Below are 24224 nucleotides of genomic sequence, written 5' to 3'. Positions count from 1 at the left end.
CTTGACCGGATGCAGGCGATTAGACAACGGAATCGAACCGCCGACCCCGTTTTTCGACCATGCGATAGCAGCGATTCGTCGGTCTTGCGCTCGCATAATCTCGCCTCCGTCCAAACATCATTCGTTCAGACGATCAACCAAACGCTTCATCAGATCCATTCGTTCGTGAAGAATCGCTACGATGAGGGCTGGCGCATGCTCTCGAGGCAGACAAAAGACGTAGTGGTGCTGGCATCGCGCCATTCTTAACGCCGGATAAAGCGCACTCATATCCTTGAAAGAACCTCTGCCCTCGGCAAGGGTTGCGATACCTCGCTCCAAACCCGAGACGTAGCGGCGTAGCTGCGCACCACCCCATTGCGCATGCGTGTAGCGGATTACCGAACGTAGATCTGATTCAGCCTCGGCGGTAAGAATATAGGCAGTCAAGCACGGCCCTCGGAAATCTCCTCATCAAGGATCTCACCTACGGTTTTAGTCGACAGTCGTCCGGCAAGCCCCTCATTGACGCGCGTGTTCATCAAAGTCTTCAACTCCTCCCAGGCTCGTTCTGCGTCTGTGTCACCGGGGAAGAGGCGCTCAAGTGCATACTGCTTGATTGTCTTGCCCTGCAAAGCTGCCAGCGCCTTCAGGCTTTGATGTTGTTGGTCCGTTATGTCGATCGTCAATCGGCTCATCTGACGCACCTCCTGAACTGAGAAACCCACATTAACACATATGTAGGGATATGGCCACCTCCGCTGATATTTGACCCGATGTCCTTTGGAGGGCTTTGCTATTTCGAAGAAGACGCCGATCCCCTGCCTTGCTCCGCTCGAGCACACCCCCTATCGCTGGACGTTTGCGTTTTGCTCTTGAACCAAACTGAACCGCCGACCCGGTCATTTGAAGACGTTTCGCAAGAAAAGACTACACAACAGCAATCAGGACCGAGCGGACGGCCAGATATTTTACGGCTCTCCACCTCAACAGGTAGCCAAAACCGGGCCCGATGAGAGCTCCACCGATAACCCACTCAATCAGGGTGAGCGGGCTCTCGTCGGGATCGTGTCCCGTAAGGTAGAGAAAGAGGAAGAAAGCCAGAACTCCTCCGATGATCAACGCCAGAGCCAAGATCAGGCTTTTATGGGATTTCTGCATGGTAGTTCATCCTTCCGAAGTGCAAGCGGGCCAGATAGCCATGTCTTCGACATGCACGCTAGTCAAAATGTTCCCGTACGTTAGCGCCCATGCATGAGAGGCTCCACTCATCGACTCTGCCAGCGTCGTAAAGATGCCGAAGACGAAGCAGTCGATTGTCGTTGTGGTGTCTAGGTCGCCCATCAGGGCTTTCAGGTCGATCCCTTGCTGCTTTATTCACGGTCACCATGCCAACTACTAGCGGGCGGTCGATGCGAGGGAGTTTCCTTACTAAAAGCGCGTCGCCTGCCCAAACGATCTCAAGCGCCTTCGCTGGGCAAAGCGTTTCGGCGCGCACGCCGAGCAGACATTGTCGTAGATCTTCTAGCACCCGGCACGCGCCAACCTGTCGCGTTTCAGATCAAGGTTTTGCTCGCCGGTGAAACACGTTTAGCCAGCATATCGATGCCCGGCTCCATATTAACTTAAATGTGGGAGAGTCTATCGGCTATGGTTATGTGGAAGGGTGTTTGTGAAATTCGGCGGCTTTCCAGGTCTTTTGCTGGTTTCATCTCATACTGATGGGACTATTCTAGCAGGACAATCAAGCAGAGAGGAGATTTGGGATTGTTGTTGCAATTCATGATAGCCGGAAGCTTCGCATTGGTCCTACTCGTGCTGTTGATCTTCATCTGGCCGCGGAGAGAGGGGCTGCGGCGAGTGCTTGCCAGCGGCATAACGGGTAGCTCTGGCGGCCACGACTATCTTCCGCATACCGGCGGCTGCAACGACACCGGCGGGGATAGCGGAGGCGGCGATTGTTGATGGCGAAAATCTATTATGTTGGGACCTGCCCACAGTGTGACAATCAGGGCCGCCTCTGTGTACAGAAGGACGTGACCCGACAGATGATCTATGCGCATTGCGAGGAATGTGAGTGGGGATTCCGCAAGCCCGAGGATGTCATGCATCCACATCGGGCGTTCCTGACGCTGTTGGAGGAGTATGAGACGGTGAACCCGACCGAAGACGAAATCTCGCGATCCTCTTGGGCGCCTCACGTCGTAAAGCACGTCGATGTTTGAAGGGCCTAGTCGCGTACCTGAAGCAATGTTGAACGCGTCCGAACTGGCATCAAGGCTGGGAAATCCTTATGTAGCTTTCTGTTCCTTTGCTACCCAGATCCCGAATAGGGAAAAGTTGTCATCGCCTTGATGAGATACGAACCGACCACGCTGTTGTTAAAAGCAGTACTCCGTCTCCAATTTCTCAAATGCATACCTCAGCATGACCTCGATGGAATGACCAGTTTGGGCCGGTGGCGGTCTGTCCGCTCTTGGTTACCGCTTCTCGAAGGTAGGCATCAGCGTGAAATGCGTCGACGGCTCATTTGTGGGGACAAGCGGTGACCAAATAGTCAGAACCAGCGGCGAACGTCGGCCTTGTAGCGGCGGTATTCTTCGCCAAACTTGTCTTCGAGATAGCGCTCCTCATGGGCGATCACCTGCGTCTGGATCGTGATCAGCACCAACGGGAGCAAGGCAAAGGCGATCGGCCCGTCGAAACCGATCGCGAGGCCGACATATACAAGTGCCATGCCGAGATACATGGGATTGCGGGTCCACCGATATGGTCCGGTCGTTACGATTTTGGTTGCTGGCTGTGACGGCCGAACGTTCGTGCCCAACCGTCGGAAGAGCCCCGCCGCCGCAAGCATCATCGCTGCGCCGGCAATGAGCAGCGGCGCGCCGGTTATGATCAGCAAATGCCAGTCGACGCCGAACGAGCGAAGGGGAACAAACCGCTCCACTACCAGCCCCAAAAGCAGCGCTCCCAGATAGACCAAGGGCGGAGGGAAGCGCACGCGTGCGCTGTCAGTTTCGACGGCCATGTTCTGCCCTCCAATCTGAGCTCTCAACGCAGCATCGACTGCTGAGCGAAGATGCCTGCCATCGCGCCTTGCCATGTTGCCGTGGTGATCGAGGGGATGCCGGAGTTGGCAAGGTCACCGGCGGCGTAGATGCCTGGCATGCTGGTTTCGCGGCGCTCGTCGGTCTTGAGGGCGATACCTGTTGGCGTATTGACCGTGGCGAGGCCCAGTGCCTCATGCAGGCTTGCGGACGGCTTGTTGCGGGGATGCGCGAACAGGATGTCCACCGCGACATCGGGTCCGGTATCGAGCTTGATGGAGGCACCATGGCTCCCGTGACGTGCGATTTCGGTGATCCGGCCGTCAACAAGAGGTACCTGGCGGCCCGCCAGACCGGCCCGCATGTCGGGAGCGATGTCGTGACCATTGCCGAAGACAGTCAACCTGTCGGTCCAATCGTGAAACAGCCTGGCCTGATTCATCGACTGCGGGCCAGACCAGACGAGGCCCCAATGCTGGTCAGCAACTTCGAAGCCGTCGCAATAGGGGCATGGTATGACGGATGTGCCCCAGTTTTCGGCAAAACCCGGAACATCAGGCATTTGGTCAACAACGCCGTAGCTCAGGATCAGACGGCGCGCGCTCAGGGTTTCACCATCGCCAGTGAGGACGGAGAAGTCGTCGACGGTACCGGAGATGCTGTCGGCGCGGGCGTTGACCATTTTGATCGCAGGATAGCGCGCGAGTTGCTGCCGCGCCTCGGCCAATATTGCGGACGGTGGCTTGTCATCGTGGCCGAGCACGCCGTGCGAGCGGCCACCGAAGCGGTTGCGCTGCAGGCCGGTATCGAGAACGATGACCTTTCGACGGGCACGGCCAAGCTGCAGAGCGGCCGCGAGGCCAGCAAAGCTGCCGCCGATAATAATGACGTCATTCATGGTGGGAAACTCCGTATTGCGAATAGAGGGGGATGGATTGAGCTGTGCGGCGGCCTCAGCAGGAGGGACACCAATGACGGAAATTACGGCCAACTTCAGCAGTGTCCTTCGTTGCATGGCACCCTCGTGGCTCGGGTCGGCGGTTTTGACTTGCGCATTTGAGATACTGAATGGTATCGTAAGATTTAATAACGATACTGTCAAGGATCGCAATTTCCATGAGTGAAAATGTCCAAAACCGACGCGGCCGCCCCGCCAACGAGGCGCTTGGTCAAACCATCGTCGACGCCGCGTCCGAACTGTTTGAGGAGATGGGATTTCATGCGGCGACATTAGATATGGTCGCCCAGCGCGCGAAGATATCCAAGCTCAGCATCTACAAGCACTTCGAGAACAAGGAAGCGCTGTTTGGCGCGGCCTTTGCGGCCCGCTGCCAGCAGTTAGTGCCGCAGAAACTCTTTGAAGGCGTCGATGGTACAGCCGAAGATCAACTCATGGCGGCGGGATCATCACTGCTTCGCACGCTTCTGCGCCCGGAGGTCCGCAATGTCGAAGCCATGGTCATGGCCGACACGCCAAACCAGAAGTCGTTGAGCAAGCTCCATTACGAAGCAGGGCCTGCCCATATCATTGCGCAAATCGAGGGCCTGTTGCGTCAATTGCATGCGAAGGCGCTTCTGAACGTGCCCGATCCGCTCCGGTCGGCCCGCTTGTTTGCAGCACTTTTCAAGGGCTCCGATCTTTTGATTGTCACCCGCTTCGACGAGGCCAAAGCATCGGACGACGCCGAGATCGAATCCTATTGCCGCTCGGCCGTCGGCATGTTCATCGCTGCGCACCGCGACAAAGTCGATACGATTGGGTAGTCGGACGAGGCCGAGAGAAACCGTCCGCTTTCGGTAAGTTACACTAAGCCGTCGTTGAGCGAGAACCGTAGAGGGCGTCGAAGCAGATGCTGTAGCAGCATCTTCCCCTTGATCGGAATCGAACAGCGGTCACTGGATAATGACGTTGGTCGAGTTCATTAGACTGACAGCAATTTATTTCTGCAATGACAGCTAGTATCGGGTATGCCGACGTTCGAGCGTGCATCACCGATGCCCACACCCAGCATCCGCATTCCCGCCTTTGGGGCAATGGCACAATGTCATCGCCATGGCCGGTTTCGGCAGAGAGATATCCTGCGACATATGTTCAAAACGGTAGCGGAGCGATGCCTCGCGCAAGGATTTGTGAGCGCAGAAGGATTTGCCGTCGATGCCAGCCTTATTGCAGCGGATGCCGACAAGCAGCGTTCGGTACCAGGAGCTGAATGGGAAGCAAAGGGGGACGCTCACCGTTCTCGATGATGCCGAATTCGGTGCTGCATCGCCAGTGACACCGAAGTTCATCTCCCCGTCTGATCCTGTCGCGCAATGGACCGGCGCTCACAAAGGCACAGAGGACAACCACGCTAAAACCAACTCCTTAGCAGGAAAAGCAGAAAATGCTTATTTAGAGTTGTTTTGAATATCTCCTAAAGCATCTATTTCAACCCAAAATAAGCTTAACAACACTTTAATGTTTTGAGAGAATATTATCCTACATAATCTTGGGGTAGAGGCGCGAACGGCAGAAGCCGCTCTGAAACGCGGACAATGATGTCCACCCCTTTTTTGCGTGCCCCCCCTCTGTTCATGGAAGTGTCACCATGTCACTCATGCAAAACCTCCGGATCAGGACGAAAGTCCTGTCCCTGGTCCTTCCCAATGCCTGATCGGCATTGGAGGGGCTCTCTACGTCTTTAGCAACTTTAAATCCGCTGACACTGAGTACACCGACTTCATATCCAAGGATGGTAACGCGGAGATCGACATGGCGATCGCCAGCCAGCGCCTGGTTGCCATCGTCTATGACGCGTATCAGGTCTTCCTGTACGACGGTGGTACATCAGGAATGAAAAGAGCGACGGATGACTACGCGGCGAGCAAGACGAGACTTCACGAACTGATCGACAATGCCGAAAAGCTGTTGCCAGAAGAAGGCCAGACGCTTGGCGCTCTCCAGTCTCAGGCTGAATCAATCATCGAGATTACCGACAAGGCGGTAGCAGCAGGCTCGGCCAATCGCGATGAGGAAGCAAAAGCGCTGCTCGTGCAGGCTGACGAGAAGGCTGCCAAGACCATTGCTGAGATGAGAACGTGGATCAATAGCGCCAGCGACAACATCAAGAACAAGTCCGCGGAACTCTCCGACAAGACAAACGACACCATCCTGTACACCCTTCTCACCTTGGCCGGTGTGTTTGCGCTCACGCTGCTCTTGGCCGTGTTTGTTACGAAACGCGAGATCACGTCTCCAATCGAGCGTCTCCGCTCACGTATGATGTCGCTTGCTTCTGGAAAGGTCGATGAGGTCGTTCCAGGCGCTGATCGACGTGATGAGCTCGGCAGCATGGCATCGGCAGTCGCGGTCTTCCGTGACAACGCAATCGAAAAGGATCGTCTCGAAAAACAGACAGATGCTGACCGTGTCATGTCTGAAAACGAGAGACTGGAGCGAGAAAAACAGAAAGCGGAAGAGGCAGCGAACACAAAGTTCGCAGTCGATGCCCTCCGTGGAGGACTGGAAGCTTTGGCAAATGGTAATGTCTCTCACCGGATCCGGACCCCTTTCACAGGTGCGCTTGACGAGCTTCGCTCTAATTTCAACGGATCGGTCGAAAAACTCCATTCGGTTTTGAAATCCGTTGGGCAGAATGCGGCCGGCATCGATGCTGGTGCAAATGAAATCAGATCTGCAGCTGACGATCTGTCGAGGAATCCGCTGCGGCGCTGGAACAGATCACCACGACCGTAAGGGACTCAGCCAAACGCGCTGACGATGCGGGCAAGCTGGTTGAGAAGGCGAGAAGCGGCGTAGAACGCTCGGGCGAATTGATGCAGGACGCCGTACAGGCCATGATGGCCATAGAGAAATCCGCAGGAGAAATGGGCAACATTATCTCTGTTATCGATGAGATCGCGTTCCAGACCAACCTGCTGGCCTTGAATGCCGGTGTTGAAGCTGCTCGCGCAGGTGAAGCCGGAAAAGGGTTTGCAGTCGTTGCACAGGAAGTTCGCGAACTCGCGCAACGTTCGGCGACAGCCGCAAAGGAAATCAAGACCCTGATCGCTGCTTCCGGTTCGCAGGTTCAGACCGGGGTCAGCCTGGTAAAGCAGACTGGGAGCTCACTCGACACCATTGTCGACGAGGTCCGGGAAATAAACCGCCATGTCAATGCGATCGTCGAATCCTCCCGCGAACAGTCCACTGGACTGCAAGAGATCAACACCGCTGTCAACGTGATGGACCAGGGCACCCAGCAGAATGCAGCCATGGTCGAGCAGTCCACCGCGGCGAGCCACAGCCTTGCTCGAGAAGCCGCCGCGCTCAACCAGTTGCTAGCACAGTTTGATTTGCGTGGTGGACAAGGCTCCGACAGTGTTTTGCGGGGACAACGGGCCGCCTGAATAACGCAGCAGTTTAAGTCGGAGCGGTGCCAGAAGACCATTTTGGCACCCACTCCTCTGATCATGAACAATGCGCTTTGGCAAAGTTGGGAGCGGGACATCGCTTGAACTGTGCCAATCCACGCTCTTGATAGGATGTGAACCTCCGACTTCCTGTTGAGCGTCGCCGCGAGAGCTAAACCCTCCATTTATTCGCCGACGCCCTCCGACCAGCCCCAGACACCGGAGGAAAGCTGGGTGATGAGGTCCTCAGGCAGGCCGAGCGCCTTGCCGACATCCCGCAGCGCGCCTTTGGCGCGGTAGCGTGTGACGGTGGAGCAGAGCGCTGAGCGTGAGCGCCCGTAGGTCTCGTAGATCCATTGAATGACCTCCTCGCGGCGTGCATGTTCGAAATCGACGTCTATATCCGGCGGCTCGTCGCGTTCCATCGACACGAACCGCTCGAACAGCAGGTCACCGGTCTCGGGGTTGATGCTGGTGATACCCAGGCAGTAACAAACGGCCGAGTTCGCCGCCGACCCCCGGCCCTGGCAGAGGATGCCTTGCGACCGGGCAAACCGGACGATGCTATAGACGGTCAGGAAGTACGGTGCGTATTTCATCACCCGGATGAGCTCGAGTTCGTGAAGGATCGCCTTGCGGACCTTGTCGGGGATCCCCTCGGGATATCGGGTGGCAGCGCCTTCCCAAGCGAACTTGGTCAGCGACTGTTGGGCATCAAGGCCCGGCACAAGGGCCTCTTCCGGGTATTGATACTGAAGCTCGCTCATGTCGAAACGACAGCGGTCAACGATTTCGCGTGTGCGCGCCAGCGCTTCCGGATATTCCGAGAAGAGCCTGTGCATCTCTTCCGGTGCCTTCAGAAACCGATCCGCATGTCGTTCACGATCGAAGCCGACGCTATCGATGGTGGTGCGGTTGCGGATGCAGGTGACGATGTCCTGCAGCTGCCGGCGGCTGGAATCGTGAAACAGGACGTCATTGGTGATGACCGTTTTGACCTTGTGACGTACCGCCATGTTCGAGAGGTTATGAAGCCGCAGGCGATCATTCGGCCGACGGCGCAAGCACAGAGAAACGTAGGCTCTGTCGCCGAAGGTCGCGGCGATCTTCCTAAGCTGGCCCGCAGTGGTCTCGTCGGCCTCATCAGGAATAAGGACAGCAATCAGGCCACCGCTATAGGCTTCCACATCGGATAGATCGAGGATGCACTTGCCCTTTCCTCCCCGGCTCTTTCCAAGCGAAAGCAATCGGGTCAATCTCGAATAGGCTGGCCGATCGGTCGGATAGACCAAAATCGACATGCCGTCGGAAAGATCGAGACGACAGCCGACCACCAGTCTCACGCCGGTGGTCTTCGCCGCCTCCCAGGCGCGGACAATTCCGGCCAGCGAGTTGCGGTCAACCACACCGAGGGCGTCGATGCCGAGCGCTGCGGCGGTGGCGAACAGTTCCTCGGCGGAACTGGCACCGCGGAGGAAGGAGAAATGCGTGGTAACCTGGAGCTCGGCATATCTCATCCGAACACCCCATGCAGATACCAGAGGTGCGAGCCTGTGTCAGCATCCACGCCATCGCCGGCGCGATAGACCCAGTAGCGTTCCCCTGCCTCGTCCTCGACGACGAAATAGTCCCGAACAGCAGCATGTTCTCTCGGACGAAGCCACCACTCGCCGAATATCCGCTCAGGTCCGTCTGCCCGTTTCACGCGGCGGCGTTTGCCGCGCCAGGTGAACACGGCCGGCGGCTGGTCGGGAAGCAGAGCGGTCACGTCGATGCGTTCCGGGTTCGCCAGCAGCCGCGATGGCCGTGGCCATTTCGCGGCCCATGTCGCTCCGGTGTCGTCCGCCGTCGGCCCAATCCGCTTCACCGACCGCTCGGGAACATCGGAGGCGACGGGCGTGACACGGTAGAGACGCTGGCCACGGTTGCCGAGAATATCGACAAGCGGCGTGACATCGACAACCTGCTCCTCGATGAGTGACGACGCGACCTGCCGCTCCTCCAGCGGCTCTGCCATGATGGCGACCAGCACCAGGCGTTCGATTCCAAAGCCGGGGTCGATTTTCTCGATGCGATCGCACAACAGCTTCGACAGCCGAGCGGGATCGCGCACCGGTTTTGCCAATCCGGCTCGAATGCACTGGCGGGTGTTGTCGACACGGTGGATGACAAGATCAGAACGCCTCACGCCAAGGCCGCACTCTTGCAGTTTGGATGTCAGTTCGCCAACCAGTCGGCGTACATATTTGGCGATTGTCTCCGCGGCGCCGATTGGCTCCTGAAAGTTCTTCGCGGCTTCGACCAGCTCTGGGGTCCGTAGAGGTTCGATGGGTTCTGCCATCCGCCCGAACAGTTGGTCCAGCCGCCTACCGACCTCCGGGCCGTATCGCAGCGTCAAGGGCGCGCGTGGCATCGCGGAGAGTTCCCCGACCGTCTCGACGCCCATCACCCGCAAACCGTGGATCGTGTCCGGGGCGAGCCGGAGACAGTGGATGGGCAGTCGCGTGACTGCTTTCGCCACGCCGCCTAGCGAAACAACGGTCGTCTCCGCCGACGTCAGGCGGGTGATCGCATGCGCTGCTCCCCAGGTATCGGCGACGGCGGCACGTGCGGTCAGACCCCGTCCTCTTAATCCGTTGACCAACCCGGAGATCAGCAGATCTTCGCCGCCCTGCAGGTGGTCGGCGCCCTCCGTGTCCATGACGATACCGTCCACGCCGTCGACGGCGACGACAGGGCTGTATTGCCACAGCGCCCAAAGCGCCAGGCGCTCAAGGGCAGCGGCGTCGGCGGACGGATCGGCATTGATCATCGTTAGATTGGCAACGATCGCTTGGGCTTTACTCACGGGCATGCCGAGCTTGAGGCCGAGTTTGCGCGCGGCGGTATCGGCAGCCGAGACCCAGCGTTTGGAGCCTGATTTCGAGATGACGACGAGAGGCTGTTCAGCTGGCACGGTTCCCTCTCCATGCCGTCGTATCCGGTCTGTCGACAGAGTGGGGAAGTAGACACACACGACCCTTGGCATCACAGGCTCCTAATTCAAACTCAGCACACTCGCCTGCTTTCACGCGCATCAATTCCGCCAGCCATCGCGCCCGCCCGACGCCCGCGACTGGCAACGCCTCCGACGGGAGCACACTCACTCTCCAGCGGGTGGTGGAGGCCGTCGGGTTGCCGAAATCCGACGCCTCCGTCTGCCGACGCCACCTGCGGACAACAAGCCCCATGGTTCCGGTCTTCTCGGCAGCCAGTTGCAGCCGCCGAGATGCCACCATCGGCAATCGAACGAGTTCCCCGACCACTGCAGCCAATCCGCCGAAGGAAAGCCCCTCTTCCATCGAAGCCAGCACATCCTCCTCCTTGTCACCCTCGCAAAAGATCACCCGGTCGGGATGTAGGCCGGCCTGGGCGATAGCGGGGAAAAACAGATCGGGTCTCGTGAGGCACCATAGGACCTTGCCCTTCGAGCGCGCGGCAATTCCGGCGGCAAACAATGCCGCTGCGGCTCCATCGACCGTGCCGGCGCCGCCGCCTGCTATCTCGTGAAGAGCGCCATAGGATAGCCCGCCTCCCGGTAGATGCTCGTCCATCTCGCGAACGCCGAAGGGCAGCACGATGGCTTTCTTTGCCGCACTGCCCTCCAGGTGGGCGATGCGGTCTCTCAGTTCCTCGATGACCCGAGGATTATGGGCGCGCGACATCGTTCACGGACCTCCTCAGCTCGCGTTGCAAGGGACTCCATGCCCCTCAAAATATGGAGGTTCTCTTTTTGTTCCGTTGCCGGAAAAGAGTCAAGCGGGCGTCCAGAGGATAAATTAGGGCTGGCTGAAACACCGACACGCGAATCACCAAGCGAATCAGTGACCTAACCGCCCAGCTCCAAGTATCTGCTGGGGCTCTTTTTTTTTCGCGTTTTGCGCAGGACCTAAAACATGCCGCTGCCCAAGTAGGGTCCAAAACGAAAAAGCCTGCCGCGGGAGGAGGTGCGGCAGGCTTTTCGAAAATACCCGAACAGCACTGGGAGGAGGAGTGTTGCCGTTCCAGCAAACGCCCTTGGGAGGAGGAGTAGGACGTCCGCACATCTAACCGACGCGGGAGGAGGTGCATCAGTTCGATAACGGGATCATACCGGTCTTCCGCGCCTATTAAATAGACATCGCTGCAGCGCAGTCATGCGAGGAATGCAGGTCAGCGGCGGGGCGGAGAGAGCAGCAAGGCATATAACCGTTCGGAACAAAACGACATTCTGTTGCTTTTTGCTTGGTGAGGTCGCGTGTCGTGTCAACCGGACGTGACAGGGATGACGAACGCGATGGTTTTTCCGGTTTCTCGTCGCGGCCAACGAAACGGCAGTCGAGCGTCCAACCTGTCCGGCCCGTGCCTCATCCCGTCTTCATCCGAGGCGGGAGGCGGATTTGTACCGGGGACTGCCATGGCCAGCGATAAGCTCTCGACCTACAAACAGAAGCGCGATTTTCAGAAGACGCAGGAGCCGAGCGGCGCTGCGAAACTGAAGGCGTCGAACCGCAGGCGCTTCGTCATTCAGAAACACGACGCCACGCGGCTGCATTATGACTTGCGGCTCGAACTCGATGGCGTCTTCAAGTCGTGGGCGGTGACGAAGGGGCCATCACTCGATCCGCACGACAAGCGTTTGGCTGTCGAGGTCGAGGACCATCCGTTGGACTACGGCGACTTCGAAGGCACGATCCCAAAGGGCCAATATGGCGGCGGCACGGTGATGTTGTGGGATCGCGGCTACTGGGAGTCGGAAGGCAACAAGACGCCCGAACAGGCGCTGGCCAAGGGTGATTTCAAGTTTACGCTCGAAGGTGAGCGGCTGCATGGCAGTTTCGTGCTGGTGCGGATGCGCCACGATCGCGACGGCGGCAAGCGCACAAATTGGCTGCTGATCAAGCATCACGACGATTTCTCGGTCGAGCAAAATGGCGCGGCTGTCCTTGAAGACAACGCAACCTCCGTCGCCTCCGGCCGAACCATGGAGGCGGTCGCCGCCGGCAAGGGCAGGAAGCCAAAACCGTTCATGGTGCAGAGCGGCGACGTTCAGGCGGATGCCGTTTGGGACAGCAATCATGGACTGGCGGCGGAGGAACGTGCCGCGGATACGACGACAAAGCGAAAGCCAGCACCGAAAAAGCCGGCAAAGTCCGCGATGCCGGAGTTCATTGCGCCGCAGCTTTGCGAAACGCTCGAACGCCCGCCTTCAGGTGATGGTTGGATCCACGAGATCAAGTTCGACGGCTACCGCATTCAGACGCGCATCGAAAACGGCGAGGTGACGCTGAAGACCCGCAAGGGCCTGGACTGGACGGCCAAGTATCCGGCGATTGCGACATCGGCGGCAAACTTGCCTGATGCCATCATCGACGGGGAGATCTGCGCGCTCGATGAAAACGGCGCGCCGGATTTCGCAGCACTTCAGGCCGCACTGTCGGAAGGCAAGACCGACGAACTGGTCTACTTCGTCTTCGATTTGCTGTTCGAGGGCAATGAGGATCTGCGACAACTGCCGTTGACCGAACGCAAGGAACGTCTGCAGACACTGCTTGATGATGCCGGCGAGGACCCACGCCTGCGTTTCGTCGAACATTTCGAAACCGGTGGCGACGCCGTTCTCAGATCGGCGTGCAAGCTGTCGCTGGAAGGCATCGTCTCGAAACAGGCCGACGCGCCCTATCAATCGGGCCGTACCGAGAGCTGGGCGAAGTCCAAGTGCCGCGCTGGCCATGAAGTCGTCATCGGCGCCTATGCCAAGACCAACGGTAAGTTCCGCTCCCTGTTGGTCGGTGTCTTCAGGGGTGATCACTTCGTCTATGTCGGCCGGGTTGGAACCGGCTTCGGTGCCAAAACGGTCGATACGATCTTGCCAAGACTCCGCGAGATCGAAGCCGCTAAATCACCGTTTACCGGAATTGGCGCGCCGAAGAAGGATCCCAACATCGTCTGGGTCAAACCCGAACTGGTCGCCGAAATCCAGTTCGCCGGCTGGACAGCGGACGGACTGGTGCGTCAGGCGGCGTTCAAGGGTTTGCGCGAAGACAAGCCTGCGGCCGAAGTCGAGGCGGAAAAACCGGCATCGCCGGCAAAGACCGACACGCCGACGCCGGCCGTGACAAAGCCATCAAGACCAGGACGCGGCAAGAATGCCAAGGCCGAGGTGATGGGCGTGATGATCTCCAGCCCGGACAAGCCGCTCTGGCCCGATGCCAATGACGGAGAGCCGGTAACCAAGGAAGATTTGGCCCGTTATCACGAAGCCGTTGGTCCATGGCTGATCAACCATATCAAGGGACGGCCATGCTCGATCATCCGAACGCCGGATGGCATCGGCGGCGAGCAATTCTTCCAGCGGCATGCGATGCCGGGAACCTCGAACCTGCTCGAACTGGTGAAGGTGTTTGGAGACAAGAAACCCTATCTGCAGATCGATCGGGTCGAGGGCCTTGCCGCCATTGCCCAGATCGGTGGTGTCGAGCTGCATCCGTGGAATTGCGAACCGGGCCAGCCGGAGGTGCCAGGCCGTCTTGTCTTCGACCTTGATCCCGGTCCGGATGTCCCGTTCGCAACCGTCGTCGAAGCCGCTCGGGAAATGCGCGACCGGCTGGAAGAACTCGGCCTCGTCAGTTTCTGCAAGACCACGGGCGGCAAGGGGCTGCATGTCGTGACGCCGCTTGCCGTGGCGAAGGGTAAGAAGCTGGCCTGGCCGGAGGCAAAAGGGTTCGCGCACGATGTCTGCCTGCAAATGGCGCGCGAGAACCCCGAGCTTTATCTGATCAAGATGGCGAAGAACCAGCGCAATGGCCGGGTCTTCCTCGATTACCTGCGTAATGACCGGATGGCGACAGCGGTCGCGCCATTGTCGCCACGTGCCCGCCCCGGCGCCACGGTGTCGATGCCACTCACCTGGAGCCAGGTGAAGACGGATCTCGACCCGAAACGCTTCACGATCCGCACCGTGCCCGCACTCCTGGCAAAGACGACGGCCTGGCAAGACTATTGCGATGGACAGCGTTCGCTGGAGCAGGCGATCAAACGTCTCGGCAAGATGACGAAGGCGGCGGCATGACGCACAACCGAGCGCGTAGCCAGCGTGTGGAATTCCGCGACACGGACCACCTGATCCGCCTTCGTCGCATGCGCGGGTTGGCGCGGCTCATGGATACGGCACTGCGCATTCCCGGGACCCACTTCTCGTTCGGCGCGGATTCAATCATCGGATTGGTCCCGGGCCTCGGCGATTTCGCCGGCGCGGCGATCAGCCTCTACATCGTCAACGAAGCGCGACGGCTGGGGGTGCCGAACGACAAGCTCGTAAAGATGCTGGTCAATATCGGTTTCGATGCGGCGGCCGGGAGCGTTCCGTTGGTCGGTGACCTGTTCGACGTCTACTTCAAATCCAACCGCCGTAACCTTGATCTCGTTCTGGAGCACTTCGGTCTCGACCATTCAGATCTCGATCGCAACCGACCGACACGTGAATAAACGGCCGGTTCGGCCGGTAGGCGCAATCAATATCCGTAACGCCGATCAAGTTCTGTGAGGGCAGCCTTAACCTCATCTATGGAAACCGGCTGCGGTGTTCCGGGGATATGGCGGAACGCCGGCTTGGAGTCGACCGCGTAGAAGTCCGAGGCCCATGAGGCTAAGATGGTCCGTTTGTCGTCTGCGGAGAGTGCGGTCGCTTTCACCACGTCAAGCGGCCGCTCAATCTGCATGTCCTGAAGGAGGACCGTCGGACCCATCGCAGCGGCGCTGCTTGCGGCCTGCTGCAAAACCTCGTGCATGTCGGCCTCCTTAGCGAACGTGCGGATCTTTGTCACGCTGGCGACTGGAGGCGGCGATCGCATTGGTTTCCGGCGCCAGCAGATCGTGCTTCTCAGCGAAGGCGGCAAACAGGCCGCGCGCGGTCTCGGCTTCGATCTCGCCGCGCAGTGCCGCGCTACACGCTTTCAGCGCGATCGAGTGTGCAGTGTCGCGCAACGATCCTGGCCATTCGGCAAGATGCCGGTAGGCATCCATGACGGTTCGGACCTCAGCCGGAAAGCCAAGGCCGACAAGGATGGTAACAGGTTGTTCGAACATATCGGGTTTCATTGTCTCTCTCCTCTCAACCCGGAATGTCTAATAGGGCGCCGCTGCGCGCGGCGCCCTTCACCAAAGTTTCGGTCAGGCGGCCTTCTGCGCTTCGATCTGCACCGGAGCGGTCGGCTGCACGAGGGCCGGGTTGGTCTGGATGTCGATCTTCCGCGGCTTCAGGGCCTCGGGGATCTCACGAACGAGATCGATTGACAGAAGACCGTTCTTCAAATCGGCGCCATTTACGCGGACGTGGTCGGCCAGTTCGAAGCGGTGTTCGAAGGGCCGGCCGGCAATGCCGCGATGCAGGTAGCTGTCATTGGCGGTCTCCTGCTTCTTGCCCGTGACGGTTAGAAGGTTGGACTGGAAGGTGACGTCGAGGTCATCCTGGGCAAAGCCCGCCACCGCAATCGAGATCCGGTAGCTGTCATCGCCGGTCTTGGCGATGTCATAAGGCGGCCAGTCGCTGATCGAGCGAGCGCGCTGGGCATTTTCCAGAAGATTGAAAATCCGATCAAAGCCGACGGTCGAGCGGAAGAGGGGTGCATAGTCGTAAGATGTTGCCATAGCCATATCCTCCTTGAAGCAACATGGGTACGGAAGCGCCGAAAGGCGGCGCTCCCAGCGAGGCCAGCCCTGTCCTCAGCAGCTGGCGACAATCGATTTGGTTTTTGAAAATTTCCGATTCAAGAGCGTCGCTAGAAAAAAATTCGGAAGTCGCAACGGCCGCCTACATCAGGTCAATCGAGCTCGTAGACTGCAGCATTATCCTGAATTTCGCGTAAGCCTTTATAGGAAGCATGCCGCAGATTGCCGTCGTCGGTCCAACCGCGGAATTCGATCTCGGCGATCAACGTCGGCTGCGCGAAGACATAGTTCTTACCCTTCAGCGGCACGACCGGCGTCCTCGTCTTCAGTTTGTCGAGCGTCGTCTTCAGATACGCCGCATCTTTTTCCTTGAAGCCCGTGCCGACGGCGCCGACATAGACCCAGTCGTGTCCGCGACGGGCGGCGAGCAGCAGACTGCCAATCCCACCGCGGGCAACAGTCGACTGCTCGTAGCCGACGATCATGAAACTCTCGCTTTGAATGCACTTGATCTTCAGCCAGTCGCCGGTCCGGCCGGATCGGTATGGACTGTCCCGGTGTTTGGCGATGATGCCTTCCAGTCCAAGCGAGCGGGCGTTTTCGAGGAGCTCGGCGCCGTCACCCTGCACCTCCTCGGAAAGCTGGATCGCGCCAACCGCACCATCGAGGAGGTCTGCCAGCAGATGCCTGCGGACCGACAGCTCGGTCTTCGTCAGATCATGTCCGTCGAAATATAAGAGATCGAAAGCAAAGAGGACGGACTCGGAAGAGGTTCGTTTGCCGCCGCGTCCGCTGAGCGAACGTTGAAGCGCTCCGAAGTCCGAACGGCCTTGCGCATTGAGAACCACCGCCTCGCCATCCAGGATGGCCGTCCCGACTCCGAGCTCTTTGGCCGCCGCCGCAATCGTTGGAAACCGATGTGTCCAATCGTGGCCACCGCGGGTGATGATGCGGACGCCCTTCGGCTCGATATGGATGGCGAGCCGGTAGCCATCCCATTTGATTTCATAGGCCCAGTCAGGGCCGGTCGGCGGCGTAGCCTTCAGGAGCGCCAGGCACGGCTCGACCCGGGCTGGCATTGGATCGAACGGAAGATTCGGTTGAGCCGGGTCGCGCTTTCGGCGCGGCTGCGATTTCGCGGTAAAGCTGTCATCTAGTAGGAGCGGTTTGGCGCGTTTGCTCATTTGCCGGACCGGGTTTCGGCGGCGACCGACTTTTTCAAGGCATCCATGATGTTGATGACATTGCTTGGCGTGGCTTTCCCCGGCGCTGGCGACTTGGCTTTCGCCGGCTTCTTCATCGCCTTCTTCTTGGCGGCGATGATATTGAGCAGGCGGTCCTGCACCGGGTCGATCACCATCTTCGCATCCCAATGCTTCGTCTGCTTCTTGATCAGCTGCTGCACCAAAGGCATCATATCAGAATCCGCCGTCTCGTCGTCATCGATGCCTGCAAAATAGGTATCCTCGTCACGGACTTCATCCCCGTAGCGTAGCGTCCAAAGGACGATACCCTTGCCGCGTGGCTCCAGCATGACGGCGCGTTCCCGGCGCGAGATCACCAGCCGTGAGATACCGACCATGTGCTGGGCTTCCATCGCGTCGCGGATGACGGAGAAGGCTTCCTGTCCGACCGGATCGTTGGGAGACAGATAATAGGGCGTGTCGAGCCAGATCCATTCTACACTGTCGCGCGGCGTAAAGGTGGAGATGTCGATTGTCTTGGTGCTGTCGAGCGCGACGTTTTCCAGTTCTTCGTCTTCCAGCATGATGTATTCGTTCTCGCCGCGCTGGTAGCCTTTCACCTCGTCTTCGTCCTTGACCTCCTTGCCGGTGACAGAATCGACATAGTGGCTGACGACGCGGTTCTGGGTTTCACGGTTCAGCGTGTGAAAACGAACCTTTTCGTTCTCGGAGGTCGCTGGCATCATCTGCACGGGGCAGGTGACCAGCGATAGCTTGAGATAGCCTTTCCAGTAGGGGCGGACAGCCATGTCTTCCTCCGATCAACCTGCGCGGCGGGTCTGCGATGCCGCAGACTTGGTTTTGGCAGCGGCGGGCTTGGCGGCCTTCTGGCGCGACGTGCCCTTGTTGACATTGGCAGCCGCTCGTTTCGGCTCGGCCTTCTTCCCACCTATGCCGGCGCTCTCTCTGAGTGCCTGCAGAAGATCGCCGGGTTTCGACGCGGCCTGCGCCTTCTTCTTCGGGAGCGCCCTCCCCTCGATTTTCGCTTTCACGAGTTCCGCGACGGCAGCTTCATAACGATCATCGAATGTGCGGGCATCGAAGCTTCCCTTCTTGGTGCCGATGATATGCTCGGCGAGCTCCAACATCTCGCCCTCGATCTTCAGATCGGGCAGTTCCTCGAACGCGTCTTCGGAAGAGCGAACCTCGTAGTCGAAGTTCAACGTCGTGGCGATCAGCCCTTTGCCGTGCGGCCGGATGAGCACGGTGCGGACACGGCGGAACAGGACCGTGCGAGCAATGGCCGCGACCTTCGCTTTCTTCATGCCGTCGCGCAGTAGCACGAAGGCATCCGTCCCCATCTTGTCGGGTGCCAGGTAATACGGCTTGTCGAAATAGACCCCGTCGATTTCGTTGCAGGGAATGAAGGCGTCGATCTTCAGCGTCTTGTCGCTGTCGGGCACGGCGGCCGCCACTTCGTCGGGCTCAAGTACGATGTATTGACCATTCTCGATCTCGTAGCCTTTGACCTGATCCTCCCGCTCGACCGGATCGCCGGTCTCGCTGTCAACAAACTCGCGCTTCACCCGATTGCCGGTCTTGCGGTTCAGCGTGTTGAAAGCGATCCGTTCCGAGGATGAAGCCGCGGTGTAGAGCGCCACCGGACAAGCGACCTCTCCAAATTTGATGAAGCCTTTCCAATTCGCTCTTGGGGCAACCATGACGCAGAACTCCTGACACAACCAATGCGATTCAAGCGAATCAGCATGTAATTGTTCCGAGTCGAAACGAATCATTTTTCAAGGACTTAGCGCGATCGGGCCCACTCGTTTTGCGAGTCTGCGCTAGTCTCTTGATTCCCGTGCATCTTTTCCCGGTCGCGCGCCTTTCTCCAACAGCAACCCTAAAGGAGTCCTGCCATGAGCAAGCGCGAACTGATCGATACGGGAACCGACAAACGGTATGTGCGCCGGGACAAGGAAGGCAAGTTCAAGGAGAGCGTCGACATCTCGCGATCGCTGTCCGCCGATGCCCGCCACGACGCCAAGCATGATGCGAAGCCGGGTCAGGGTGACAAGGGTGATCGCAAGCACTGACGGCAACGCCGGTGAAGCTCGCCACCTATAACGTCAACGGTATCAACGGCCGGCTTGAGGTCCTGCTCCGTTGGCTCGCCGAGGCGAAACCTGATGTCGTGTGCTTGCAGGAGCTAAAGGCGCCGGACCAGAAGTTTCCGCGCAGTGAGATCGAGCGTGCAGGTTACGGCGCCATCTGGCACGGTCAGAAATCCTGGAACGGCGTGGCGATCCTTGCACGGGATCAGGAGCCGCGCGAGACGCGACGCGGCTTGCCTGGCGATCCTGACGACAGTCACAGCCGTTACATCGAGGCTGCCATCGATGGCATCCTCGTCGGCTGCCTTTATCTTCCGAACGGCAATCCAGCGCCAGGGCCGAAATTCGACTACAAACTCCGCTGGTTCGAGCGACTGCATTCCTATGCGACGGAACTGTTTGAACTCGATGTGCCCGTCGCTCTGGTTGGCGACTTCAACGTCATGCCGACCGACCTTGATGTTTACAAGCCGGAGCGCTGGCGAGACGATGCGCTTTTTCGGCCTGAGGTTCGAGCAGCTTATGCCGAACTCATTGCCATGGGCTGGACGGACGCCGTCAGGCTGCTGCATCCGGAAGAGCGGATCTATACGTTCTGGAAGTATTTCCGCAACGCCTTCGCCCGCGATGCCGGGCTGCGCATCGACCATTTCTTGCTCAGCCCGTCCCTGCGCGAACATTTGATGGCGGCCGGCGTCGACAAGTTTGCGCGCGCCTGGGAGCGCACCAGTGATCACGCACCCATCTGGATTGAACTCGATGAGGGATAAGTTTTCTCGTGATCAGACCTCTTTGCTTTGAGCCCTTCTGCCGGGTGATTGTGCTGAAGATATGAATTGAAGGAGTGGCGGTATGCCTGATCAAGCAGATTTCGACGCCGGTGATTTCGCCGATCGTCTGGCGGCGATGAGTGACGACGAGATGTTCCAAACTATACAGCGGCTAGAAGAGGAAAGCGAAGGCATCCGCCCCGATCAGCGCGACTGTAGCGATGTGTTTGCGAAAATCGCATTGGTCGAGACAGCCATTGAGGATCGGTTGCCGGGCCAGCTCTCGGCGCCTTATCAGGATTGGCACCGTCCACGGCCACTGTACGTTTGATCTTGACGGAAGTTTTTCGCCCATGGGTTTGGACGGCGCAGTCGAGATGGGTCTGGAACGCGTTCAGGAGTCATTGAGAATGGCGGGCGGGGTCGCCTTTAATGTAGAGTGCCGTTGATGACCATCTTCGACACAAAGGCAGACAGAAGGTCTGTGTCGAAATGCCCCGGTGAATTCATCATCACGTTGATGGCTTCGCCCTGGGACCATGCCCGCTTATAGGGCCTGATCGTCGTTAGCGCGTCGTAGACATCGCAGATTGCTGCAAGACGCGCGACGTAGGGTATCTCCGATCCTGCCAGACCCTTTGGATAGCCGGAACCGTCGAACTTTTCGTGGTGATACAGACAGATATCAAGGACCTGCTGCGGAGAATTCTCCAGTCGAGAGACAAGCTCGTATCCCCGCTGGGGGTGCTCCCGGACGAGGTCCATCTCCTCGGCAGTGAGCTTGCCAGCCTTCGTCAATATTGTATTCGGGAGAACCATTTTCCCCAGATCATGTACAAGGCCCCCAATTCCCAGCAGCCGAACATCGTCTTCATCATGCCCAAGGCTGCGCCCAAAAGCGATCATCAAGGCGCTAACCGCAAGCGAGTGAAGAAACGTGACCTCGTCTTTCTCTTTCAACTTCGCCACCGCAACAAGAGCGCCCACATTGTCCATCGCTGCGGTCATGATCTTTTGGACCGCTACCACCGCGGTTTTAGCGGCAAAGGCGCCGTTGATCCTTGCTTCCGACAAAACGCTCCGAATGTGAGGTTTCGTGTCCGAAATGCTCTGCCTGGCTTGATGAATATCACGCGCGGAAAAATCCACCAAAAGTTGTGCGTGAAAGGCGCTGGCGTCGATTGGCTGATACGATGATGCACCGGCCTCGACGTCGACGCCCTTTCGAACATCGATGACCACAGTCATAAGGTTGCTGTTCATCATTCGAGCGACTTCGTCGGGTGACGAAATCATGAAGGGGCTGAACCTGTGGGAGATATGCGGCCCGCCACTCTCCACATCTTCCACAAACATCCCTACCCGTAGCTGATGGACCCTGATCCTCTTACGCATCGCATTGTGCCCTCAATAATTCCGGCCCTCCGCTTCAACCTTTAGTACGCAGGCTTTAATAATGGTTGAAAGGGTCGCGAGGAGTCTGCTGGACGATGGAGGCTATGGGCTTCCTTCATAGACGAGGGCTCAAGGCGGCGGGCACTCTGTTTCGTACTCTGTCATTCTTCGAATGCATGGGCTGACATGCATTGAATGGCCTGCCGCGGATCGCGGCGACTTGGTTCATTTCGCCATTGACCATACCTGACCAGTGACTAGCTCCCGTCCAAATAAGTAGGCTGGACCATTGAAGAGGCCGCTATTAGGCGGGCATCCTGACCGCATCCGTTCACTCCATCCTTCCACAACGGTTTCGGCCCGACCCGTGCAAGATTCTCAGAGTTGGTCAGTGCTCGACAAAGCGGCGATCGAAGCCCAGCTTTCCTGACCGATCGCCTTGAACCAATTCGAACTTACGACCCGCTGCTTCAATGGATATGCAGAGCGGAGACGAACCCGCAAACCTTGCGATTTTGATCAAACACGGCCATTGGCAGATCGGCCTTCGGCATTCAAACGCGTCCCACTTCGACCGCGCCTCGATTTTTTCAACTGCTGTTCCTCAGGTTGTTGTGCAGAGCCACTCGATGAGTGTTGTGATATCGGAGGAGGCTGGAACAACTCAATAGGAGCGAGCCACCTCGCGGATATCAGATAAGACCCACAAAGATTTAACCACAAAAGTCCCTAATTAGACGTACCAGCGCGTCAGCGGAGTAAGGTTTTTGGACCCAGCCAATGGGTCTGGCTGGCGCGGCTCGTTTCCGCGTTTCTTCATCAACATGAGCAGATGCAAAGATTGACCTAATGCCGAACGCACCGAACAACTCGATTGCGGCCTCTACACCGTCCGTCCGATCAGCAAGCCGGATGTCCATCACCGCCAGATCCGGCTGCTCAGAACGAGCCATCGCGACGGCCTCTGTGGCCGTCACGGCTATTCCGACAACCTTATAGCCTGCATCAAGAAGGCTACTCTCCAGTTCCAACGCGATCAGAAATTCATCCTCGACAATGAGAATGCGCAAATCCTCGGGTTCAGTTCCGCGCATATTCTCGTCTCGTTTCCAGTGTTGACGGGTTGGATCCATGAGAAGTTGGGGACGACGTCGTCGGGTACATGTTCAGCCCAGCTTGTTGTCAATGAATCGGATCGTGCACATCGCGCCTGGACCTGGCGCCACGGAGAAGGAACCACGCAACTGCCTTACCAGGCCAGACACCAGCCCCGTACCCGAGGAGCGCCTGCCCGTGGCCTCAAAACTGTACCCGGGACCACTGTCGCGGACTGTCAGCACGAATTCTCCGTCATGATGTGAAAGGGTGATCCAGACGTCGCATTTCCCCGCGTCGTCGCAGCCATGCTTGGCGGCGTTCGTCAGCAGTTCATTCAGGGCCAGCGCCAGCGGCATCGTAACGTCGTTCGGCACTTGTACCTCATCCACGTCGATATGGAGCGCAACCTCCTTTGAGAAGGCCTGCCTGGCACTGCTGCAAACAGCTTGAAGGAATTCCCTCGCATTCACGCGTGTCCGGTCTTTTTCCATGTAGAGGGTCTGTTGGGCGGCCGCCATGGCTCCGACGCGCTGTGCGGCGTCTCCCAATACGCGCCGGGCCTCATCGCTCCTCGATTCCCTCGCGGCAGAATTGACGAGCCCGTACAGCATCGCCATGTTGTTTTTAACGCGGTGATTGAGTTCATCGAGGAAGACCTTCTGGTTCGTCTCGGCAGTCTTTCGGTCACTGATGTCGACAAGCATGTTAATCGCCCCGATCAGTTCACCGTCCTCGTCAAACATCGGTGTCGGAAACGGCAGGAAAGGTACCATTGTGCCGTCCGGCCGTTGCGCAATCGCTTCAACTCCGCGCACGGCCCGTTTCTCACGGAGCGCGATTGCCATCGGGCACTGATCGTGGGGAAGCGGCTGCCCATCAGGTGTGAACAAGCGATAGGTCACGCACCATTCGTCCTGGCCCACGACCGGCTCCCTCCCGGAGAGTTCGATGGCGGCCCTGTTATAGTAGGTGATCTTCCCCTGCGCATCCGTGGTGTAGACGGCCGCAGGAAGCGCCTCCAGGATCTGGCGCATTTCCTGTTCTTTTCGAGCGAGTTGTCGTCTCAGTTGTACCGTGTCAGTGACATCAATTGTGAAACACCTGGTATTGAGAAATTTGCCATCGCGAAACTGGACACTCGAGGTGATTTCTACGTGTCTGATGGAGCCGTCTTTTGCGCGCAACCGGGCGGGAAAACGGTTCAGCTTTTCTCCACCTGACAAGCGGGCCAGTATCTCGCGGATTGTATCGGAATCTGCATGGAATTGGGAGATCGGCCGACCGACGTATTCTTCGGCGGTGAAGCCGAGAAGGTCGAGCTCCGCTCGATTTGCGCGCAGGATCGTACCATCCTCACCTACAAGATGAAGGGCGACCGCACCGTTCTCAAAAAAGTCCTCGTAATCTTCCATATGCTGTTTCGTCGGAACGGCGGTGCGACCGCCGCTTAAAATAATATTGTCATTCATCTGGCCCCTCGGCCTCCTCGGCCGAAGCCTACAGTTTAACCAGTCAGAACGCTCAAGAGGGCTACTGGGTTCCATCTGAAAATGC

Annotated in this window: 22 protein-coding genes and 3 pseudogenes; 8 read left to right on the top strand and 17 right to left on the bottom strand. The window is 58.3% G+C overall.

Features of this window, described 5'->3' with window-relative positions; genetic code table 11:
* Positions 1–117 precede the first annotated feature (117 nt).
* The 5 genes from FB593_RS23900 to FB593_RS23880 all read right to left on the bottom strand — a co-directional run bounded on the left by FB593_RS23900 (position 118) and on the right by FB593_RS23880 (position 3927).
* Positions 118–429, bottom strand: coding sequence for a type II toxin-antitoxin system RelE/ParE family toxin (locus FB593_RS23900; RefSeq protein WP_145167086.1), 312 nt, complete (start codon positions 427–429; stop codon positions 118–120).
* A complete protein-coding gene (locus FB593_RS23895; protein WP_145167085.1) occupies positions 426–677 on the bottom strand; it encodes an antitoxin in 252 nt (83 codons plus the stop codon). Before FB593_RS23895 ends, FB593_RS23900 begins: the two co-directional genes overlap by 4 nt.
* 232 nt (positions 678–909) lie before the next feature.
* Complete coding sequence (locus tag FB593_RS23890; RefSeq protein WP_145167084.1) at positions 910–1140, bottom strand: hypothetical protein; 231 nt, start codon at positions 1138–1140, stop codon at positions 910–912.
* Positions 1141–2536: 1396 nt separating this feature from the next.
* The gene (locus tag FB593_RS23885; protein ID WP_145167083.1) at positions 2537–3010 is read right to left on the bottom strand and encodes a methyltransferase family protein; all 474 of its coding nucleotides are present in this window, start codon (positions 3008–3010) and stop codon (positions 2537–2539) included.
* Between the two features lie 23 nt (positions 3011–3033).
* Entirely contained in the window at positions 3034–3927 is an 894-nt protein-coding gene (locus FB593_RS23880; protein WP_210246043.1) for an NAD(P)/FAD-dependent oxidoreductase, read from the bottom strand.
* 218 nt (positions 3928–4145) lie between these two features.
* Here FB593_RS23880 and FB593_RS23875 point away from each other — a divergent pair, with 218 nt between their 5' ends.
* The 3 genes and pseudogenes from FB593_RS23875 to FB593_RS28090 all read left to right on the top strand — a co-directional run.
* Complete coding sequence (locus FB593_RS23875) at positions 4146–4793, top strand: TetR/AcrR family transcriptional regulator (RefSeq protein ID WP_145167081.1); 648 nt, start codon at positions 4146–4148, stop codon at positions 4791–4793.
* A gap of 282 nt (positions 4794–5075) precedes the next feature.
* A pseudogene (locus FB593_RS23870) lies at positions 5076–5364 on the top strand (IS5/IS1182 family transposase); the annotation flags it as partial.
* Positions 5365–6153: 789 nt separating this feature from the next.
* Positions 6154–7418, top strand: a pseudogene (locus tag FB593_RS28090) (methyl-accepting chemotaxis protein); the annotation flags it as partial.
* Between the two features lie 191 nt (positions 7419–7609).
* Here the strand turns inward: FB593_RS28090 and FB593_RS23860 are convergent.
* The 3 genes and pseudogenes from FB593_RS23860 to FB593_RS23850 form a co-directional block, all read right to left on the bottom strand.
* Positions 7610–8938, bottom strand: a pseudogene (locus FB593_RS23860) (PHP domain-containing protein); the annotation flags it as partial.
* Positions 8935–10449: a DNA polymerase Y family protein gene (locus tag FB593_RS23855; RefSeq protein WP_186447961.1), complete on the bottom strand. Its 1515-nt coding sequence runs from the start codon at positions 10447–10449 to the stop codon at positions 8935–8937. The gene FB593_RS23855 and the pseudogene FB593_RS23860, both read right to left, overlap by 4 nt.
* Positions 10367–11125, bottom strand: coding sequence for an ImuA family protein (locus FB593_RS23850; protein WP_145167080.1), 759 nt, complete (start codon positions 11123–11125; stop codon positions 10367–10369). Before FB593_RS23850 ends, FB593_RS23855 begins: the two co-directional genes overlap by 83 nt.
* 731 nt (positions 11126–11856) lie before the next feature.
* Between FB593_RS23850 and ligD (FB593_RS23845) the strand changes: the two genes are divergently transcribed.
* Positions 11857–14511: a DNA ligase D gene (ligD, locus tag FB593_RS23845; RefSeq protein ID WP_145167079.1), complete on the top strand. Its 2655-nt coding sequence runs from the start codon at positions 11857–11859 to the stop codon at positions 14509–14511.
* A complete protein-coding gene (locus FB593_RS23840; protein ID WP_112497034.1) occupies positions 14508–14927 on the top strand; it encodes a DUF4112 domain-containing protein in 420 nt (139 codons plus the stop codon). Before ligD (FB593_RS23845) ends, FB593_RS23840 begins: the two co-directional genes overlap by 4 nt.
* Before the next feature lie 26 nt (positions 14928–14953).
* On the opposite strand, the gene FB593_RS23835 is transcribed toward FB593_RS23840, so the two are convergent.
* From FB593_RS23835 to FB593_RS23810, 6 genes are all read right to left on the bottom strand, one after another.
* Entirely contained in the window at positions 14954–15229 is a 276-nt protein-coding gene (locus FB593_RS23835) for a hypothetical protein (protein ID WP_145167078.1), read from the bottom strand.
* A gap of 10 nt (positions 15230–15239) precedes the next feature.
* The gene (locus tag FB593_RS23830) at positions 15240–15539 is read right to left on the bottom strand and encodes a DUF982 domain-containing protein (RefSeq protein WP_145167077.1); all 300 of its coding nucleotides are present in this window, start codon (positions 15537–15539) and stop codon (positions 15240–15242) included.
* Between the two features lie 72 nt (positions 15540–15611).
* Positions 15612–16088, bottom strand: coding sequence for an Hsp20 family protein (locus FB593_RS23825; protein WP_145167076.1), 477 nt, complete (start codon positions 16086–16088; stop codon positions 15612–15614).
* A 173-nt stretch (positions 16089–16261) separates the two neighbouring features.
* Positions 16262–17293 carry a non-homologous end-joining DNA ligase gene (gene ligD, locus FB593_RS23820; protein WP_145167075.1) on the bottom strand — a complete coding sequence of 344 codons (1032 nt, stop codon included), beginning with the start codon at positions 17291–17293 and terminating at the stop codon, positions 16262–16264.
* Positions 17290–18102, bottom strand: coding sequence for a Ku protein (locus tag FB593_RS23815; RefSeq protein ID WP_145167074.1), 813 nt, complete (start codon positions 18100–18102; stop codon positions 17290–17292). The genes ligD (FB593_RS23820) and FB593_RS23815 overlap by 4 nt, the downstream gene beginning before the upstream one ends.
* Before the next feature lie 12 nt (positions 18103–18114).
* The gene (locus tag FB593_RS23810) at positions 18115–19014 is read right to left on the bottom strand and encodes a Ku protein (RefSeq protein ID WP_145167093.1); all 900 of its coding nucleotides are present in this window, start codon (positions 19012–19014) and stop codon (positions 18115–18117) included.
* A 198-nt stretch (positions 19015–19212) separates the two neighbouring features.
* Between FB593_RS23810 and FB593_RS23805 the strand changes: the two genes are divergently transcribed.
* From FB593_RS23805 to FB593_RS23795, 3 genes are all read left to right on the top strand, one after another.
* The gene (locus FB593_RS23805) at positions 19213–19389 is read left to right on the top strand and encodes a hypothetical protein (RefSeq protein ID WP_145167073.1); all 177 of its coding nucleotides are present in this window, start codon (positions 19213–19215) and stop codon (positions 19387–19389) included.
* A gap of 11 nt (positions 19390–19400) precedes the next feature.
* Entirely contained in the window at positions 19401–20177 is a 777-nt protein-coding gene (gene xth, locus FB593_RS23800) for an exodeoxyribonuclease III (RefSeq protein ID WP_145167072.1), read from the top strand.
* 82 nt (positions 20178–20259) lie between these two features.
* A complete protein-coding gene (locus tag FB593_RS23795) occupies positions 20260–20508 on the top strand; it encodes a hypothetical protein (protein WP_145167071.1) in 249 nt (82 codons plus the stop codon).
* A 98-nt stretch (positions 20509–20606) separates the two neighbouring features.
* On the opposite strand, the gene FB593_RS23790 is transcribed toward FB593_RS23795, so the two are convergent.
* From FB593_RS23790 to FB593_RS23780, 3 genes are all read right to left on the bottom strand, one after another.
* A complete protein-coding gene (locus tag FB593_RS23790) occupies positions 20607–21572 on the bottom strand; it encodes an HD-GYP domain-containing protein (protein WP_145167070.1) in 966 nt (321 codons plus the stop codon).
* A gap of 713 nt (positions 21573–22285) precedes the next feature.
* Positions 22286–22666 (bottom strand): response regulator, encoded by a 381-nt coding sequence (locus FB593_RS23785; protein ID WP_145167069.1) that lies wholly within the window; start codon positions 22664–22666, stop codon positions 22286–22288.
* A 72-nt stretch (positions 22667–22738) separates the two neighbouring features.
* Positions 22739–24139 (bottom strand): sensor histidine kinase, encoded by a 1401-nt coding sequence (locus FB593_RS23780; protein ID WP_145167068.1) that lies wholly within the window; start codon positions 24137–24139, stop codon positions 22739–22741.
* Between the last annotated feature and the right edge of the window lie 85 nt (positions 24140–24224).

The sequence above is a fragment of the Rhizobium sp. SJZ105 genome, from assembly GCF_007828365.1.
Classification (GTDB): Bacteria; Pseudomonadota; Alphaproteobacteria; order Rhizobiales; family Rhizobiaceae; genus Agrobacterium; species Agrobacterium tumefaciens.
Note: the sequence above shows the minus strand (reverse complement) of the source record. Positions and strands in the feature narration are given on the sequence as shown.

Coding starts and splice junctions, on each gene's coding strand:
- FB593_RS23895 (WP_145167085.1), bottom strand. CDS start 677: ATGAGCCGATTGACGATCGACATAACGGACCAACAACATCAAAGCCTG.
- FB593_RS23890 (WP_145167084.1), bottom strand. CDS start 1,140: ATGCAGAAATCCCATAAAAGCCTGATCTTGGCTCTGGCGTTGATCATC.
- FB593_RS23885 (WP_145167083.1), bottom strand. CDS start 3,010: ATGGCCGTCGAAACTGACAGCGCACGCGTGCGCTTCCCTCCGCCCTTG.
- FB593_RS23880 (WP_210246043.1), bottom strand. CDS start 3,927: ATGAATGACGTCATTATTATCGGCGGCAGCTTTGCTGGCCTCGCGGCC.
- FB593_RS23875 (WP_145167081.1), top strand. CDS start 4,146: ATGAGTGAAAATGTCCAAAACCGACGCGGCCGCCCCGCCAACGAGGCG.
- FB593_RS23855 (WP_186447961.1), bottom strand. CDS start 10,449: ATGCCAAGGGTCGTGTGTGTCTACTTCCCCACTCTGTCGACAGACCGG.
- FB593_RS23850 (WP_145167080.1), bottom strand. CDS start 11,125: ATGTCGCGCGCCCATAATCCTCGGGTCATCGAGGAACTGAGAGACCGC.
- ligD (WP_145167079.1), top strand. CDS start 11,857: ATGGCCAGCGATAAGCTCTCGACCTACAAACAGAAGCGCGATTTTCAG.
- FB593_RS23840 (WP_112497034.1), top strand. CDS start 14,508: ATGACGCACAACCGAGCGCGTAGCCAGCGTGTGGAATTCCGCGACACG.
- FB593_RS23835 (WP_145167078.1), bottom strand. CDS start 15,229: ATGCACGAGGTTTTGCAGCAGGCCGCAAGCAGCGCCGCTGCGATGGGT.
- FB593_RS23830 (WP_145167077.1), bottom strand. CDS start 15,539: ATGAAACCCGATATGTTCGAACAACCTGTTACCATCCTTGTCGGCCTT.
- FB593_RS23825 (WP_145167076.1), bottom strand. CDS start 16,088: ATGGCAACATCTTACGACTATGCACCCCTCTTCCGCTCGACCGTCGGC.
- ligD (WP_145167075.1), bottom strand. CDS start 17,293: ATGAGCAAACGCGCCAAACCGCTCCTACTAGATGACAGCTTTACCGCG.
- FB593_RS23815 (WP_145167074.1), bottom strand. CDS start 18,102: ATGGCTGTCCGCCCCTACTGGAAAGGCTATCTCAAGCTATCGCTGGTC.
- FB593_RS23810 (WP_145167093.1), bottom strand. CDS start 19,014: ATGGTTGCCCCAAGAGCGAATTGGAAAGGCTTCATCAAATTTGGAGAG.
- FB593_RS23805 (WP_145167073.1), top strand. CDS start 19,213: ATGAGCAAGCGCGAACTGATCGATACGGGAACCGACAAACGGTATGTG.
- FB593_RS23795 (WP_145167071.1), top strand. CDS start 20,260: ATGCCTGATCAAGCAGATTTCGACGCCGGTGATTTCGCCGATCGTCTG.
- FB593_RS23790 (WP_145167070.1), bottom strand. CDS start 21,572: ATGCGTAAGAGGATCAGGGTCCATCAGCTACGGGTAGGGATGTTTGTG.
- FB593_RS23785 (WP_145167069.1), bottom strand. CDS start 22,666: ATGCGCGGAACTGAACCCGAGGATTTGCGCATTCTCATTGTCGAGGAT.
- FB593_RS23780 (WP_145167068.1), bottom strand. CDS start 24,139: ATGAATGACAATATTATTTTAAGCGGCGGTCGCACCGCCGTTCCGACG.